This is a genomic window from Streptomyces sp. col6 (assembly GCF_008042035.1).
In the GTDB taxonomy this organism is placed as follows: Bacteria; Actinomycetota; Actinomycetes; order Streptomycetales; family Streptomycetaceae; genus Streptomyces.
On record NZ_RDBL01000006.1, the window covers coordinates 1,617,386 to 1,633,958 of the forward strand.

General features: G+C 72.9%; 12 protein-coding genes. 7 read left to right on the plus strand and 5 right to left on the minus strand.

The window, feature by feature from the left end; translation table 11 throughout:
- Positions 1-39 precede the first annotated feature (39 nt).
- The 7 genes from EAO73_RS11270 to EAO73_RS11300 all read left to right on the plus strand — a co-directional run bounded on the left by EAO73_RS11270 (position 40) and on the right by EAO73_RS11300 (position 10,335).
- Entirely contained in the window at positions 40-318 is a 279-nt protein-coding gene (locus EAO73_RS11270; protein WP_191133992.1) for a YlxR family protein, read from the plus strand.
- 147 nt (positions 319-465) lie between these two features.
- Positions 466-3,543: a translation initiation factor IF-2 gene (gene infB / locus EAO73_RS11275; protein WP_147971227.1), complete on the plus strand. Its 3,078-nt coding sequence runs from the start codon at positions 466-468 to the stop codon at positions 3,541-3,543.
- A gap of 137 nt (positions 3,544-3,680) precedes the next feature.
- The gene (locus EAO73_RS11280; protein ID WP_018521454.1) at positions 3,681-3,977 is read left to right on the plus strand and encodes a DUF503 domain-containing protein; all 297 of its coding nucleotides are present in this window, start codon (positions 3,681-3,683) and stop codon (positions 3,975-3,977) included.
- A 24-nt stretch (positions 3,978-4,001) separates the two neighbouring features.
- The gene (gene rbfA, locus EAO73_RS11285) at positions 4,002-4,454 is read left to right on the plus strand and encodes a 30S ribosome-binding factor RbfA (RefSeq protein WP_147971228.1); all 453 of its coding nucleotides are present in this window, start codon (positions 4,002-4,004) and stop codon (positions 4,452-4,454) included.
- Entirely contained in the window at positions 4,451-5,404 is a 954-nt protein-coding gene (gene truB / locus EAO73_RS11290) for a tRNA pseudouridine(55) synthase TruB (protein ID WP_224756234.1), read from the plus strand. Before rbfA ends, truB begins: the two co-directional genes overlap by 4 nt.
- A gap of 196 nt (positions 5,405-5,600) precedes the next feature.
- Positions 5,601-9,338 carry a S1 family peptidase gene (locus EAO73_RS11295; protein WP_147971230.1) on the plus strand — a complete coding sequence of 1,246 codons (3,738 nt, stop codon included), beginning with the start codon at positions 5,601-5,603 and terminating at the stop codon, positions 9,336-9,338.
- Positions 9,339-9,381: 43 nt separating this feature from the next.
- On the plus strand, positions 9,382-10,335 hold the full coding sequence (locus tag EAO73_RS11300; protein WP_147971231.1) for a bifunctional riboflavin kinase/FAD synthetase: 954 nt from the start codon (positions 9,382-9,384) through the stop codon (positions 10,333-10,335).
- Positions 10,336-10,410: 75 nt separating this feature from the next.
- On the opposite strand, the gene EAO73_RS11305 is transcribed toward EAO73_RS11300, so the two are convergent.
- From EAO73_RS11305 to EAO73_RS11325, 5 genes are all read right to left on the minus strand, one after another.
- Positions 10,411-11,412 carry an ABC transporter ATP-binding protein gene (locus EAO73_RS11305; protein ID WP_147971232.1) on the minus strand — a complete coding sequence of 334 codons (1,002 nt, stop codon included), beginning with the start codon at positions 11,410-11,412 and terminating at the stop codon, positions 10,411-10,413.
- On the minus strand, positions 11,409-12,437 hold the full coding sequence (locus EAO73_RS11310) for an ABC transporter ATP-binding protein (protein WP_147971233.1): 1,029 nt from the start codon (positions 12,435-12,437) through the stop codon (positions 11,409-11,411). The genes EAO73_RS11305 and EAO73_RS11310 overlap by 4 nt, the downstream gene beginning before the upstream one ends.
- On the minus strand, positions 12,434-13,384 hold the full coding sequence (locus EAO73_RS11315) for an ABC transporter permease (protein ID WP_147971234.1): 951 nt from the start codon (positions 13,382-13,384) through the stop codon (positions 12,434-12,436). Before EAO73_RS11315 ends, EAO73_RS11310 begins: the two co-directional genes overlap by 4 nt.
- Positions 13,381-14,460 carry an ABC transporter permease gene (locus tag EAO73_RS11320; protein WP_147971235.1) on the minus strand — a complete coding sequence of 360 codons (1,080 nt, stop codon included), beginning with the start codon at positions 14,458-14,460 and terminating at the stop codon, positions 13,381-13,383. Before EAO73_RS11320 ends, EAO73_RS11315 begins: the two co-directional genes overlap by 4 nt.
- A 99-nt stretch (positions 14,461-14,559) precedes the next feature.
- Positions 14,560-16,434 (minus strand): ABC transporter substrate-binding protein, encoded by a 1,875-nt coding sequence (locus EAO73_RS11325; RefSeq protein WP_147971236.1) that lies wholly within the window; start codon positions 16,432-16,434, stop codon positions 14,560-14,562.
- Positions 16,435-16,573: the final 139 nt, after the last annotated feature.

Consider the following 16,573-nt stretch of genomic DNA (forward strand, 5'->3'; position numbering starts at 1 on the left):
CCAAAGGGGTGAGGTCGGTGCGGGGAGGTAGACTTAAGCGTGTCTGGCCGGACGCACGCCCGCGCTTGCCCTGAGCGAACCTGTGTGGGATGCCGGGAGCGGGCGGCCAAGAACGCGTTGCTGCGCATCGTCGCGGACGGGGACGCCTGCGTCCCCGATCCTCGCGGTACGCTGCCCGGCCGGGGTGCGTACGTGCACCCCGTCCCCGAATGTCTGGACCTGGCGGTTCGCCGCCGGGCGTTCCCCCGGGCCTTCAAGGCCAAGGGGCCGTTCGACCCCACCGCGGTACAGCGGTTCGTCGAGCGGGTGACACCGTAAGAAATGAACGGCACGGGTCCCCGTGCGGTCAGGTACCTCGCGAGTTGGAAGTAGGTCGAGATTGCGATGAGCACTCGATGAGTACGCGATGAGTACGCCCATGAAGTAGCGACGGTCCGGCGGTAACCCGGACCTAAAAGGAGCGAAGTGGCTAAGGTCCGGGTATACGAACTCGCCAAGGAGTTCGGTGTGGAGAGCAAGGTCGTCATGGCCAAGCTCCAAGAACTCGGTGAATTCGTACGTTCGGCGTCCTCGACGATCGAGGCGCCGGTCGTACGCAAGTTGACTGACGCACTGCAGGGGCCCGGCGGCAACGCCGGCAAGTCCGCTGCGAAGCCGGGCGCGCCCCGTAAGGCCGCGCCCGCCAAGCCCGCGGCGCCGTCCCCGGCCGCCGCGGCACGTCCCGCTGCCCCGAAGCCCGGCGCCCCGGCCCCCAAGCCGGCCGCCGCCGAGGCCCCGAGCAGCACCCCCTCCGCCCCGTCGGCGCCGGCCCCCGGCCCGCGTCCGGGTCCGAAGCCCGCGCCGAAGGCCCCGGTCGCACCGGTGCCCGCCGCGGAGTTCTCGGCTCCGGCCCCGGCCCAGCCGACCACGCCGCAGGCACCGCGCCCCGCCGGCGCGACCCCCGGCCCCCGTCCCGCCCGTCCGGCCCCCGCGGCCGGTCAGCGCGACGGCGGCCAGCGTGACGGTGGCCAGCGCGGTGGCGACCGCCCCGCGCGACCCGCCGGCCAGGGCGCCCCGCGCCCCGGCGGCGCCCGTCCGGCCGGTCCCCGTCCGGGCAACAACCCCTTCACCTCCGGTGGCTCGACGGGCATGTCCCGTCCGCAGGCACCCCGTCCCGGCGGCGCCCCGCGTCCCGGTGGCGGCCAGGAGCGTCCCGGCGCCCCGCGTCCGCAGGGCGGCCCCGGCGGCGCCCCGCGCCCGCAGGGCCAGGGTGGCGCCCGTCCGAGCCCGGGTGGCATGCCCCGGCCGCAGGCGCCCCGTCCGGGCGGTGCTCCCGGTGGTAACCGTCCCAACCCGGGCATGATGCCGCAGCGTCCCGCTGCCGGCCCGCGTCCCGGTGGTGGCCCCGGCGGTGGCCGCGGTCCCGGCGGCGGCGGTCGTCCGGGCGGCGCGGGCCGTCCCGGCGGCGGTGGCTTCGCGGGCCGTCCGGCCGGTCCCGGCGGCGGTGGCGGCGGCTTCGCCGGCCGTCCCGGTGGCGGCGGTGGCGGTGGCGGCGCGGGCCGTCCCGGCGGTGGCGGTGGCTTCGGCGGCCGTCCCGGCTTCGGTGGCCGTCCCGGCGGTCCCGGTGGCCGTGGTGGCACGCAGGGCGCCTTCGGCCGTCCCGGCGGTCCCGCGCGTCGTGGCCGCAAGTCGAAGCGGCAGAGGCGCCAGGAGTACGAGGCCATGCAGGCCCCGTCGGTCGGCGGCGTGATGCTGCCTCGCGGCAACGGACAGGCCGTCCGGCTGTCGCGCGGTGCCTCGCTCACCGACTTCGCCGAGAAGATCAACGCCAACCCGGCGTCGCTCGTCGGCGTGATGATGAACCTCGGCGAGATGGTCACGGCCACGCAGTCCGTCTCCGACGAGACGCTGAAGCTCCTCGCGGACGAGATGAACTTCGTCCTGGAGATCGTCAGCCCGGAGGAGGAGGACCGCGAGCTGCTCGAGTCCTTCGACATCGAGTTCGGCGAGGACGAGGGCGGCGAAGAGGCCCTGGTCTCCCGTCCGCCGGTCGTGACCGTCATGGGTCACGTCGACCACGGTAAGACCCGGCTGCTCGACGCCATCCGCAAGACGAACGTCATCGCGGGCGAGGCCGGCGGCATCACGCAGCACATCGGTGCGTACCAGGTCGGTGCAGAGGTCAACGGCGAGGACCGCCGTATCACCTTCATCGACACCCCCGGTCACGAGGCGTTCACCGCCATGCGTGCCCGTGGTGCGAAGTCCACCGACATCGCGATCCTCGTGGTGGCGGCGAACGACGGTGTGATGCCCCAGACGATCGAGGCGCTGAACCACGCCAAGGCGGCCGACGTGCCGATCGTGGTCGCGGTCAACAAGATCGACGTCGAGGGTGCCGACCCGACCAAGGTGCGCGGCCAGCTCACCGAGTTCGGTCTGGTGGCCGAGGAGTACGGCGGCGACACCATGTTCGTCGACATCTCCGCCAAGCAGGGTCTGCACATCGACCAGCTGCTGGAGGCCGTGGTCCTCACCGCCGACGCCTCGCTCGACCTGCGGGCCAACCCGGAGCAGGACGCGCAGGGCATCGCGATCGAGTCCCACCTCGACCGCGGCCGCGGCGCCGTCGCGACCGTCCTGGTCCAGCGAGGCACCCTGCGGGTCGGCGACACGATGGTGGTCGGCGACGCCTACGGCCGTGTCCGTGCGATGCTCGACGACAAGGGCGAGAACGTCGAGGAAGCGGGTCCCTCGACCCCCGTCCTCGTGCTGGGTCTCACCAACGTCCCGGGTGCCGGCGACAACTTCCTGGTCGTCGACGAGGACCGTACGGCCCGTCAGATCGCCGAGAAGCGTGCCGCCCGCGAGCGCAACGCCAACTTCGCCCGCAAGGGTGTCCGGTTCTCCCTGGAGAACCTGGACGAGGCGCTCAAGGCCGGTCTGGTCCAGGAACTCAACCTCATCATCAAGGGCGACGCGTCCGGTTCGGTGGAGGCTCTCGAGTCCTCGCTGCTCCAGCTCGACGTCGGTGAAGAGGTCGACATCCGGGTCCTGCACCGCGGTGTGGGTGCGGTCACCGAGTCGGACATCGACCTGGCGACCGGCTCCGACGCCATCGTGATCGGCTTCAACGTGCGCGCCGCCGGGCGTGCGCAGCAGATGGCCGACCGCGAGGGTGTGGACGTCCGCTACTACTCGGTCATCTACCAGGCGATCGAGGAGATCGAGGCGGCCCTCAAGGGCATGCTCAAGCCGGAGTACGAAGAGGTCGAGCTCGGTACGGCGGAGATCCGCGAGATCTTCCGCTCGTCCAAGCTGGGCAACATCGCCGGTGTGCTCGTCCGGTCCGGCGAGGTCAAGCGCAACACCAAGGCGCGCCTGCTGCGTGACGGCAAGGTCGTCGCGGAGAACCTCACCATCTCCGGTCTGCGCCGCTTCAAGGACGACGTCACCGAGATCCGCGAAGGGTTCGAGGGCGGTATCAACCTCGGCAACTTCAACGACATCAAGATCGACGACGTCATCGCGACGTACGAGATGCGCGAGAAGCCGCGAGGCTGACCCGTACCTCAACAGTCGGGGCCGGTCGACGGGACCTATTTCCGTCGATCGGCCCCGGCCGTTCCGTGTACGGTTCTGGTGTCCCCGCCGATCATCGGCGGGGCACGAACCCGAACCGGCGGGACATCCGGACATACATGTATGTGGGGACACTGTCCTTCGACCTGCTTCTCGGCGACGTACGGTCGCTGAAGGAGAAGCGTTCCGTGGTCCGTCCGATCGTTGCCGAACTCCAGCGCAAGTACGCGGTGAGCGCGGCGGAGACGGGCGGGCAGGATCTCCATCGCAGGGCCGAGATCGGCCTCGCCGTGGTCTCCGGGGACACCCGGCACCTCACAGACGTACTCGACCGGTGCGAGCGCCTTGTCGCCGCCCGGCCGGAAGTGGAACTGCTGTCCGTACGACGGCGGCTGCACAGCGACGAAGACGATTGAGCAAGGCGAGAAGGAGACGGACCAGTGGCCGACAACGCGCGGGCTAAGAAGCTGGCGGACCTCATCCAGGAGGTGGTCGCCGGGAAACTGCAGCGCGGCATCAAGGACCCGCGCCTCGGGACGCACGTGACCATCACGGACGTCCGGGTCACCGGTGACCTGCGGGAGGCCACGGTCTTCTACACGGTCTACGGGGACGACGAGGACCGGGCGAGCGCGGCGGCCGGCCTGCAGAGCGCCAAGGGCATCCTGCGGTCCGCGGTCGGCTCGGCGGCGGGGACGAAGTTCACCCCGACGCTCACCTTCGTGGCGGACGCGCTCCCGGAGAACGCCCGCGCCATCGAGGACCTGCTCGACCGGGCACGGGCCTCGGACGCCAAGGTGCGCGAGGCGTCCTCGGGCGCCACGTACGCCGGCGGGGCGGACCCGTACCGCAAGCCGGAGGACGAGACCGACGAGGACGCAGCCTCCGAATGACGCAGAACAGGACGCCTCAGGAAGGGGGCGGGAGCGCAGCGACCCCGGGCAAGGGTGGTGGCGGGCGACGGGAGGGCGGCTTGGTCATTGTCGACAAGCCGTCCGGCTTCACTTCGCACGACGTCGTCGCCAAGATGCGCGGCATCGCCCGGACCCGCCGCGTCGGTCACGCCGGCACGCTGGACCCGATGGCGACCGGGGTGCTCGTGCTCGGCGTCGAGAAGGCCACCAAGCTCCTCGGCCACCTCGCGCTGACCGAGAAGGAGTACCTCGGCACGATCCGGCTCGGCCAGAACACGGTCACGGACGACGCGGAGGGCGAGATCACCTCGTCCGCCGACGCGTCCGGTGTGACACGCGAGGCGATCGACGCCGGAGTCGCCGCACTCACCGGCGACATCATGCAGGTGCCCTCCAAGGTCAGCGCCATCAAGATCGACGGCAAGCGGTCCTACGCGCGGGTGCGCGGCGGCGAGGAGTTCGAGATCCCGGCCCGGCCGGTGACCGTCTCGTCCTTCCGCGTCTACGACGTCCGCGAGGCCGTGGCCGAGGACGGCACCCCGGTGCTCGACCTGATCGTCTCGGTGGTCTGCTCGTCCGGTACGTACATCCGGGCCATCGCCCGCGATCTCGGTGCCGGGCTCGGTGTGGGCGGTCATCTGACCGCGCTGCGGCGTACCCGCGTCGGGCCGTACGGGATCGACGCCGCACGGACGCTGGACCAGCACCAGGAGGAGCTGACCGTGATGCCGGTGGCCGAGGCCGCCGCCTCCGCGTTCCCCCGCTGGGACGTCGACGAGCGCAGGGCCGGGCTGCTGCTGAACGGCGTACGGCTGGACATGCCCGCCTACCCGCCGGGGCCGGTCGCCGCCTTCGGCCCGGACGGCCGGTTCCTGGTGCTCGTCGAGGAGCAGAAGGGCAAGGCCAAGAGCCTCGCCGTCTTCGGCTGACCACCCCCTGCGGACCCCCTGTCGTGGAGCGGGCAGAGCCCCTGTGCCCGCTCCACGTTCCCCCACCGGTTCCTGTCCACCGAACACCCCGGATTCACCCCAACGGGCAGGCGCTCGGAGTGAATCAGGGGGGTGACGGGGGCGCTTTCGCCCGGAGTGGTCCGCGCGGGGATCTTCGTCGGCCTACCGTCGGATCATGGGATGCGGGGACCGGGCGACGCTGGTACGACTGTGCGATCCGGCCGGCCGGCCGCGAGGGACCGGCTTCGTCGCCGACGACCGGGGGACGGTCCTCACCAGCCACGAGGCCGTCGACGGTCTCCCGTACCTCCTGCTGCACGGCACGGACGGCCGCAGCCGCCGGGTCGAGGCCGCCGACATCACCGCCGTACCGGAGCGGGACCTCGCCCTCCTGCCCACCGGCGGACCCGACACCCTCGGCGTCCGGCCGCTGCCGGTCTGCGCGCGGGAGCGCATCGACCCCGGTACGTATGTGACGGTCGCCGCGCACGGTCTGCGCGAGGCGCGGATCCTGGGCCGTACGCCGGTGACGTACACCAGCCGCGGCCGCACCCACCGCATCGACCGGGCGCTGGAACTGGCGCTCGGCACCGACGGCAGCGACGCGCTCCGGCTGGGCGGGACCGCGGTGGGCGGGCCCGTCCTCGATCCGGACAGCGGGGCGGTCATCGCCGTCCTCGGGCTCGCCCTGCGGGCCTCCCACGCCACCGCCGGCTGCGCCACACCGCTCGCCGGTGCGCCGGACGACGGGCCGCTGGGCGAGCTGCTGCGGCGCAACGCCGCGACCGTCCCCGGCTACGGAGCCGATCTCAACCTCGCCGGGGCCCTCCAGCTCACCGCCATGTCCGTGGGCTCGGCCGGCGGCCCCGAAGACCGCCACGAGACGGTCGAGCGGCCCGACATCCGTACCGAGTCCGAGGCGTTCGCCACCGCGGGCCCGGAGGCGCCGGCCGTGATCCTGGGCCTCGTCGGCGAGCCGGGCACCGGCCGCACCACGGAACTCGCCGCCATCGCCGGGCGCCGGGCGACGGGCCCCGTACCCGCGCCCACGGTGTGGCTGCGCGGCGCCGACCTCCTCGCCGACGACACCTCCGTCGCGGACGCCGTCGGGCGCACGCTCCAGCAGGCCGGGCGCATCGTCAGCGCCGCCGGGGCCCCCGGCGCCATGGCGAGCGCCACCCCCGAGCGGGTCGCCCGGCTGGCCGCGGACACCGGAGTGCCCCTGCTCGTCCTGCTGGACGCCCCGGAGGAGATGCCGCCCGTCCTGGCCCACCGCCTGGCCGCCTGGACCACGGGCACGGCCCGCTGGCTGCGCGGGAACGGCGCCCGGCTCGTCGTCGGCTGCCGGCCCGAGCACTGGGAGACGGCCGGTTCCCTCTGCCCGCCCGGGTCGCTGCACCGGCCCGCCAGGCCCGCCCGGCGGCTTCCCCCGGCCGTCCGCGTCACCGACTTCACCGCGAGCCAGGCGGAGCGCGCCCGGGAACGGCTCGGCCTGCCGCCCGACGTCCTCGCCGCGGGCCACGACCGCCACCCGCTCACGCTCCGGCTGCTCGCGGAGGTACGCGGGGCCCTGCCGCCGGACACACCGGGGCGCCCCTCTACGGAGGAGGTCTTCGCCGCCCACCTCGACCTGATGTGCCTGCGCGTCGCCGTGCGTATCGCCGCCGGAAGCCGTCCCGGCGGCCCGGCGGTGCGGCGCCTGGCCGCCCGGGCGGCGGGGCAGGTACACGAGGCGGCCCGGCGCTGCCTCGGCCCCGGACAGGGCGAGCTGGACCGCGCCTCCTTCGAGCAGCTCTTCCCCTGGCGCACGGGCTGGGCCCCGGCGGTGCTCACCGAGGGGCTCCTCGTCCCGGCCGGCGCCGGCTACCGCTTCGCGCACGAGGAGGTGGGGGACTGGATCCAGAGCACGCACCTTGATCTGGACGCCGCGCTGCGGGCGCTGGTGCACCGGTGGCACACGGAGCCGGCGGAGGACGACGACCGGGTGCCGCACCCCCGCCGGGGCGGGCAGGTGGCGCCGGGTGAGGCGCCCCGTCCGGCGGGCCCCCGCAGCCTTCCCGTGCCCCGGCACCGGATCGGCCCGGTGATCCAGGCCCTGCTCCTGCTGGCCCGCCGCCAGGGCGCGGCCGCGCTGGCCCACCGAATGGCCGACCTGATCGAGGCGCTGGACCGGCTGCCGGAGGTCACCGGGGGCGCCACGACGGGCGGCGGGCCGGTGGACGTGGCGGGCGGCGGGCCGGTGGAGGCGGCCGACGGCACGGGTGATCCGGTGGGCTCCGTCGGCGGGCCGGCCGACGCAGGCGCCGGGGGAGCACCGCTCGCGCCCGCTCGCGCCCCGCTCCCCGATGCCCGCTGGTGGGCCGCGCGCCTGCTCGCCGAGACGCTGCTGCGGGTGCCCGACGCCCGGCCGTACCTCGGCGTGCTCCGGCTGCTCGCCGGACGGGTCGTGCGGAGTGCGGCCGATGCGGGCGCGGGCGGAGCGCGCGGGGCGTACGCCGGGTTCGGGCCCTGGTTCTGGCGGGGGCTGCGGCTGCCCGAGGCCGACCGGATGGACCTGTTCCGGCGGCTCGCCCCCGCCGACGGGCCGCCCGGCACCGCGAACGGCGACGACGGGCGGTTCCTGGACGCCGTCGCCCGGCGGCTCGCCGACCGTCCGCGGACGCTCATGCCCCTCCTGTGCGCCTGGTTCACCGACGAGCGCCCGCTCGCCGCCGGCCCGGACGGGACGGCGGACCGCCCGACCGTCGCCGCCGCCGCGCAGGCCCTGCTGTACGCCCGCCGGGACCTCGCCGTCGACGATCTGGCCGACGCGCTCGTCTCGGCCGGGCACCCCCGCGCCGATGAACTGCTCGCCGCGCTGGCCGGGGACGAGCCCGCCGCGCTCTGCCGGACCGTCGAGCGGTGGGCCGGTGACGAGGAACGGCGCGGCCGGCGGGTGGCCGCCGCCTCCTGCGCGGCGCTCGTCGCCCCCCGGCTGACTTTCGACGCCGACCGCGACCGGCTTCGCAGGGCCGCGCTCGCCCTGCTGGCCCGCCCGGCCGACAGCGAGCTGCACGGGACGGCCCTCGCCCTGCTCGTGGGCGACCCGCGCACCCGGGACCGCTATCTCCCGCAGGCCGTCCGGGCGTTCACCGCCGGCGGGCCGCAGGACGTGCGGGTGCCGGCCGCCGCGCTCGCCGCGGCCCTGCCCACGCACCCGGAGATCGTGGTGCTGGCCTACCGGGACCGGCTCGGGCGCCCGGACCAGGGAGCGGGCGAGGTGCTGCGCGCGCTGGCGGGGATCGACGCGCCCGAGCTGGCCCTGCACGCCGCCGGACTCGTACGCGCCTACGCCGACGGCCACCCGGAGGACACGGCGCACATCGCCGCGTATCTCGACCGCAGGCTGGAGCACGGGCCCGCCGCGCGCGCCCTGCTGCTGCCGCTGCTGACCGGACTGCTCCGGGACCGCCCGGCGGCCCCGCCGGTCCGGGGCTCGCTGGCCGCGGTACTGGCGTCGCCCGGCAGCCCCGCCTCCCAGCCCGCCCGGGACGAGCTGCTGGAAGTGCTGCTGGAGTTCGAGCAGGGCGGGGGCGCCCCGGACCCGGTGGTGCTGGAGGCGCTGCTGCGGTCCGCGGCGGCCGGATGCGCCGGGCGGTCACCGGTGCGCACCAGGGCGCTGGTGCACCGGACCGGGATGCTCCTCGTGCGTACCCCCGAAGGGGCCGCGCTGTTCGACCGGCGGCTGGTCGCGCTCGTCCGCGAGGCCCCCGGCTTCGCAGCCCTGGTCGCGGGCTGGCTGGCCGACGCCCCCCAGGAGTGGGCGGCCGTCGTCGGGCCCAGCGCGCGGCGGACGGTCGAGGCCCTGCGGAGCGCGATGCCCATGCCGATGCGGGCCGCAGGGCGTGAGCATGGCAGTCTTAGACCTGCGTAAGCGACATACCCACGTACACAGGTTCGGGCGAGGAGCGGTCAGAGTGCAGCGCTGGCGAGGCTTGGAGGACATCCCCCAGGACTGGGGGCGCAGCGTCGTCACCATCGGCTCGTACGACGGAGTGCACCGCGGACACCAGCTGATCATCGGCCGTGCCGTCGAGCGGGCACGCGAGCTGGGCGTGCCGTCGGTCGTCGTGACCTTCGACCCGCACCCCAGCGAGGTCGTCCGGCCCGGCAGCCACCCGCCGCTGCTCGCCCCGCACCACCGGCGCGCGGAGCTGATGGCGGAGCTGGGCGTCGACGCGATGCTGATCCTGCCCTTCACCACGGAGTTCTCGCGGCTGGCACCGGCCGACTTCATCGCGAAGGTGCTCGTCGACAAGCTGCACGCCCAGCTGGTCATCGAGGGCCCCAACTTCCGTTTCGGCCACAAGGCAGCGGGGAACGTCGAGCTGCTGACCGAGCTGGGCGCCGAGCACGACTACCGGGTCGAGGTCATCGACCTGCGGGTGCGCGGCGAGGCGGGCGGCGGTGAGCCGTTCTCCTCCACGCTCACCCGGCGCCTGGTCGCCGAGGGGGACATGGCCGGGGCCGCCGAGATCCTGGGCCGCCCGCACCGCGTCGAGGGCGTCGTCGTCCGGGGCGCCCAGCGCGGCCGCGAGCTGGGCTTCCCCACCGCCAACGTGGAAACCCTCCCGCACACCGCGATCCCCGCCGACGGCGTCTACGCGGGCTGGCTGCACGCGAACGGCGAGGCGATGCCCGCCGCGATCTCGGTCGGCACCAACCCCCAGTTCGACGGCACCGAGCGCACGGTGGAGGCGTACGCGATCGACCGCGTCGGCCTCGACCTGTACGGCCTGCACGTCGCCGTGGACTTCCTGGCGTACGTGCGCGGGATGCTGAAGTTCGACACGATCGACGACCTGCTCGTGGCGATGGCCGCCGACGTGAAGCGGTGCAGTGAGCTGGTCGAGGCGGCCGAGCGCGGCTGACCGCGCGGGGTTTCCCGGCCGGTGCGGCCGGGAAACCCGTACGGCCCTCAACCGGCCGGGATGTCCGTACGCCCGTCAGGAAGCGGGCGCGGTCACCTTCGCGGTGGCCCAGTGGCACGCCACCTGCGTTTCCCCGCCGCCCGCCAGCACCGGCAGGTCCTGCGTACGGCACGCGTCCGCGACGCCCGCCCGTTCCGCCTCGCCCGAGGCCAGCACCTGGCAGCGCGCGTGGAAGCGGCAGCCGGACGGCACCTTGGACGGGTCCGGCGGCTCACCGGTGAGGACCACCGCATCGCCCTCCGCCTCCGGCAGCACCGACAGCAGCGCCTGGGTGTACGGGTGGCGCGGGGCCGTGAGGATCTGCTCGACGTCGCCCGTCTCCACGATGCGGCCCAGGTACATCACCGCGACCCGGTCCGCGATGTTCCACGCCAGACCGAGATCATGCGTGACGACCAGCGCGGAGAGCCCCAGCTCCTCGCGCAGCCGCAGCAGCAGCGCCAGGATCTCGCCGCGCACCGACGCGTCCAGCGAGGCCACCGGCTCGTCCGCCACGATCAGCTCCGGCTCCAGGACCAGCGCCCCGGCGATCACGACGCGCTGGCGCTGACCACCGGACAGCTCGTGCGGGTAGCGCAGGAAGAACCGCTCCGGGGGCCGCAGACCGGCCCGGGACAGCGCGTCGTGCACCGCCTGCCGCTCGTCGCCCGCGTATCCGTGGATGCGCAGGCCCTCGGCCACCGCGTCGTACACCGTGTGGCGCGGGTTCAGCGAGCCGCTGGGGTCCTGGAGGACAAGCTGCACCCGCTTGCGGTACGCCTTGAGCGCCCGGCTCCCGTAGTCGAGCGGCTTCCCGTCGAACGTGACCTGGCCGGCCGTCGGCGGGACCAGGCCCAGCAGCGAGCGGGCCAGCGTCGTCTTGCCGCATCCCGACTCGCCGACGAGAGCGACGATCTCGCCGGGCCGGATGTCCAGATCGACCCCGTCCACCGCGCGGGCCGGCTCGGCCCCGTGCCGGCCGGGGAAGGTGATCCGGAGCCCCTGCGCGCTGAGGAGGTCCACGGAGGTGGTCGTCATGTCGTGCTCCTTGCTTCCTCTGCGCCCGGCAGGACCGGCGCCGCCGCCCCCTCCGGACCCACCAGCACACACGCGGCCTGCCGGCCCGGCCCCGCGTCCCGCAGTTCCTGGTCCAGCGTGGAGCAGGAGTCCAGGGCCACCGCGCAGCGCGGGTGGAAGGTGCAGCCGGCCGGCAGCGCCGACGGGTCGGGCGGGTCGCCGGGCAGCCCGCGCGGCGCGAACCGGGAAGCCGGGTCCCCGATGCGGGGGAAGGCGCCGGACAGCGCCCTGCTGTACGGGTGGTGCGCGTTCTCGTAGACCTCGGACGCGGGGCCCTCCTCGACGACCCGGCCCGCGTACATCACGGCGAGCCGGTCGCAGGTGTCGGAGAGCACCGCGAGGTCGTGGCTGATCATGATCAGGCCGAGGTCCTGTTCGGAGACCAACTGCTCGATCAGCCGCAGGATCTGGGCCTGGATCATCACGTCCAGGGCCGTCGTCGGCTCGTCGGCGATGATCAGACCGGGGTCGCAGGCGAGCGCCATCGCGATCATCACGCGCTGCCGCTGCCCGCCGGACAGCTCGTGCGGATAGGCGTCCACCCGGGCGGCGGGCAGCCCCACCTGCTCCAGCAGCTCACCGGCCCGCTTGCGCGCAGCGGCCTGGGTGACCTTCTTGTGCAGCAGGATCGGCTCGGCGATCTGGTCGCCGATGCGGTGCACCGCGTTCAGCGAGTGCATCGCGCCCTGGAAGACGATCGAAGCGCCCGCCCAGCGGACGGCCCTGACCTGGCCCCACTTCATCGCGAGGACGTCCTCGCCGTTCAGCAGGATCTCGCCGGTCACCTTCGTGCCCGCGGGCAGCAGCCGCAGCAGGGCCAGCGCCAGCGTGGACTTGCCGCAGCCGGACTCCCCGGCGATGCCGAGCTTGCGCCCGGCCTCCACCTCCAGGTCGACGCCGCGGACGGCCCGGGCGCCGCCGGCGTACGTCACCGTCAGGTCGCGTACCTCCAGCAGAGGCGTCTTGCGGATGCTCGTCGTGCTCAACGGGCCACCCCCAGCTTGGGATTGAGGACGGACTCGATGGCACGGCCGCACAGAGTGAACGCGAGCGCGACCAGGGCGATGGCGATGCCGGGCGGGGCCAGGTACCACCAGTCACCGGCGCTCACCGCCCCCGCGGCGCGCGCGTCCTGGAGCATGCTGCCCCAGGAGGTGATGGTCGGGTCGCCGAGGCCGAGGAAGGCCAGCGTGGCCTCGCTCAGGATCGCGCCGGAGATGGCCAGCGTGGTCTGCGCGAGCACCAGCGGCATCACGTTCGGCAGGACGTGCCGCAGCATGATGTGGCCGTGGCCGCCGCCCAGCGCGCGGGCGCGCTCGATGTACGGGCGGGACTCCACGGCGAGGGTCTGCGCCCGCACCAGGCGGGCGGTGGTGGGCCAGGTCGTGACGCCGATCGCGATGACGATGGTCCACAGCGACCGGTCCATCACCGAGGCGAGGGCGACGGCCAGTACCAGCGTCGGCATCACCAGGAACCAGTCGGTCACCCGCATCAGCACGGTCGAGTACCAGCCGCGGAAGTGGCCCGCGACGATCCCGACGATCGTGCCGATGGCGACGCACAGGAACGCCGCGAGCAGCCCCACGGTCAGCGAGACGCGCGCGCCCCACACCAGCAGCGCGAGCACGCTGCGCCCGAACTGGTCGGTGCCGAGCGGGAACTCGCCGCTCGGCGACTCCAGCGCGCCGCCGGGCGCCTCGGTGACACTCTGCGAGTCGGCGCCGACGAGCTGGGGCGCCGCGAGGGCGACCAGCGCGATCAGCACCAGGCCGGCCAGGCCCCACATCCCGCCCCTGTGCGTGCGGTACTCCCGCCAGAAGCGGGCCACGGACTGGCGTTTGCGGGCCCGTGCCAGGGCGCGGGCGCTCCTGACCGGCTCGGGCGGGGCCGGCGCCGGGGCCGGCGTGGGCATGGAATCGGTCGTGGTCATCGGCCCACCCGGGGATCGAGCAGCGGATACAGCACATCGGCAAGGGTGTTCGCCAGGATCACCGCGGTGGCGAAGACGAAGAACAGCCCCTGGACGAGCGGCAGGTCGGGGGTGCTCAGGCCCTGGTAGAAGAGCGAGCCGAGACCCGGCCAGGAGAACACGGTCTCCACCAGGATCTGCCCCGCCACCACATGGCCCAGGTTGACGAACATCAGGGTGAACGTGGGCAGCATCGCGTTGGGCACGGCGTGCTTGCGGCGCACCACGTCGTCCCGCAGCCCCTTGGCGCGGGCCGTCGTCAGATAGTCGCTGCCCATCTCGTCCAGCAGCGAGGACCGCATCACCAGCAGGGTCTGCGCGTAGCCGACCGCCACCAGGGTGATGACCGGCAGCACCATGTGGTGCGCCACGTCGATCACGTAGTCGAAGCCGCTCGTGTCGCCCGACGTCATCCCGCCCGTCGGGAACATCCCGGGGATCGGGCCGACGCCCACCGAGAAGACGATGATCAGGAGCAGCCCGAGCCAGAACGAGGGCACCGAGTAGAGCGTGAGCGCGAGCGCGGTGTTGAACCGGTCGCTCGCCGAGCCGTTGCGCCAGGCGGTGCGGGTGCCGAGCCAGATGCCGATGAGGCTGTAGAGGACATAGGCGGTGCCGGTGAGCAGCAGCGTGGCCGGCAGTTTCTCGACGATCTTGTCCATGACCGGTGCGTGGTACGCGTAGGACGCGCCGAAGTCGCCGGTGAGCGCGTCCCCGATGTAGCTGGTGAACTGCTGCCACATCGGCTGGTCGAGCCCGAACTGATGGCGCATCGAATCCAGCTGTTCGGCCGATACGCGCCGGCCGCCGGTCATCTGCTTGACCGGGTCGCTCGGAATGAGCCGGAAGAGGAAGAAGCTGGTGACCAGAACCGCGAACAGCGAGACGACGGCGCCCGCGATCTTGGCGGCCACGTACTTCAGATAGGCCTTGGTGTTGCGCGCCCGTGGACCGCGTGCGGCCGAGGGGCCGGCCGGAGGGCCGTCCTTGGCCGCGTCCGCCTGTTGCACGAGCGCCGGAGTGCTGTCAGCTGTCATGGGGAACTCTCGTTACTCGTGTCGTTCCTGGAAGAACCGGCCGGCGCGGGCCTCGTACCGCACCCGCGCCGGCCGGTTCCTCTCATCCCGTTCGAGAACCTACTCGCGATCGTCCGCGGTGGTGCGGCGGCGCCGCGAGATCAGGAACCCGCCACCTGCGAGGACCACGACCGCGACGACGACGCCGATGATCACACCGGTGGAGGAGCCGGAGCCGCCACCGTCCGAGTCGCCGCTGCCGCTCGCCGGCACGGCCGACCACCAGCTCCAGTAGCCGTCCTGGCCGTAGATGTTGCCGGCCGCCTCGGGCATGGTCGTGATCGACTTGATCTGGTCGGTGCGGTACGCCTCGACCGCGTTCGGGTACGCGATCACGTTCATGTACCCGGAGTCGTACAGCCACGACTGCATCTGCCCGACGATCTCGGCCCGCTTGGCGGGGTCGTACTCGGCGAGCTGCTTCTTGTACAGCTCGTCGTACGTCTTGTCGCAGATGAAGTTGTCCGTGGCCGCGCTGGCCTTGGCCTTCGTCGGCAGGGCCGCGCAGGTGTGGATGCCCAGGACGAAGTCCGGGTCCGGGTTGACCGACCAGCCGTCGAAGGCGAGGTCGTACTCACCGGCGTACCAGGGCACGGAGACGTCGTCGAGGCAGTCGACCTTCAGCCCGACCCCGAGCTTGCCCCACCATTCCTTCAGGTACTTGCCGATCGCCTTGTCGTTCGGGTCCGTGGCGTGGCACAGGATGCGCAGGTCGAGCGGCTTGCCGTCCTTGCCGACGCGCTGGTCGCCCTTGAGCTTGTACCCCGCCTGGTCCAGCAGCTGCGCCGCCTTGTCGGGGTCGTACTTCATGGCCTGGTCGGCGGACGGCTCCCACGCGTACGCGGAGAAGCGCGGCGGGATGTAGCCCTTGCCCTCGACGGCGTGGCCCTGGAAGACCTTGTCGATGATCGTCTCGCGGTCGATCGACAGGAACAGCGCCTGACGGACCTTCTGGTCCAGCAGCGCCTTGTTGCCGTTGCCGAACTTCTTGCCGTCCTTGGTCTGCGCGCCCGGGTTGGTGGCCAGCGCGAAGAAGCGACGGCCCGGACCCTCGTTGACCTTGATGTTCTTGTCGCCCTTGAGCGAGTTCGCCTGAGCGGGCGTCAGCGCGGGCGAACCGGCGACGAAGGAGACCTCACCCTTGCGCAGGGCGGCGACGGCGGCGTCCTGGTCCTTGTACGTCTTGAAGACCAGCTCGTCGAACTTCGGCGCGCCGCGCCAGAAGTCCTTGTTGGCCTTGAGCTTCACGTACTGGTCGACCTTGTAGTCCGTCAGGATGAACGGTCCGTTGCCGACGATGGGGAACTTCGTGTCGTTGTTGAACTTCGAGAAGTCCCCGACCTTCTCCCACACGTGCTTGGGCACGATCGGCACGTCGAGCGCGGCCATGGTGGCCTGCGGCTCCTTGAGCTCGATGACGAGCTTGGTGGGGCTGGGGGCCGTCACCTTCTTGAAGTTGGTGACGAAGCTGCCGTTGGCCTGGGCCGCGGCCTCGTCGTCCATGATCTTGTTGAACGTCCAGGCGGCGTCCTCGGCCGTCGCCTGCTGCCCGTCGGACCACTTGGAATCGGCCCGAATGGTGTACGTCCACGTCAGCTTGTCGGCGGACGGCTCCCACTTGGTGGCGAGGCCCGGGATGGCGTGGTTGTCCTTGGCGTCGTAGTTCGTCAGGAAGTCGTACATGAGCCGCGAGACGCTCGTGCTCAGCAGCTTCTGGGCGAGGAACGGGCTCAGTGAGTCGACGCTCTGCGCGACCGCGACGGTGAGTGTCTTGCCCCCACTGTCGGCGGCCTGCGCCTGCTGGGGCGCGGCCCCGAGGGGCATGCCCGGTACGACCGACCCGGCTGCGAGAGCGAGTGCGGCGGCACCGGAGGCCAGCAGCACACGCAGACGTGAGCGTGGCTGGGCGGAGGATGGTGGAACTCTTACGACCATGGTCTGGGACCTCGCGTCATGACTCGCATGGAGAAGGCGGGTTGAACTCTGGTTCGCCGGCTGGTGATGCGAAGGTCTATCAGCGGGGGTCGAGCCGCGTCAACGGTCCTCGAAACGGCGTGTGGTCTGCGGATATGCC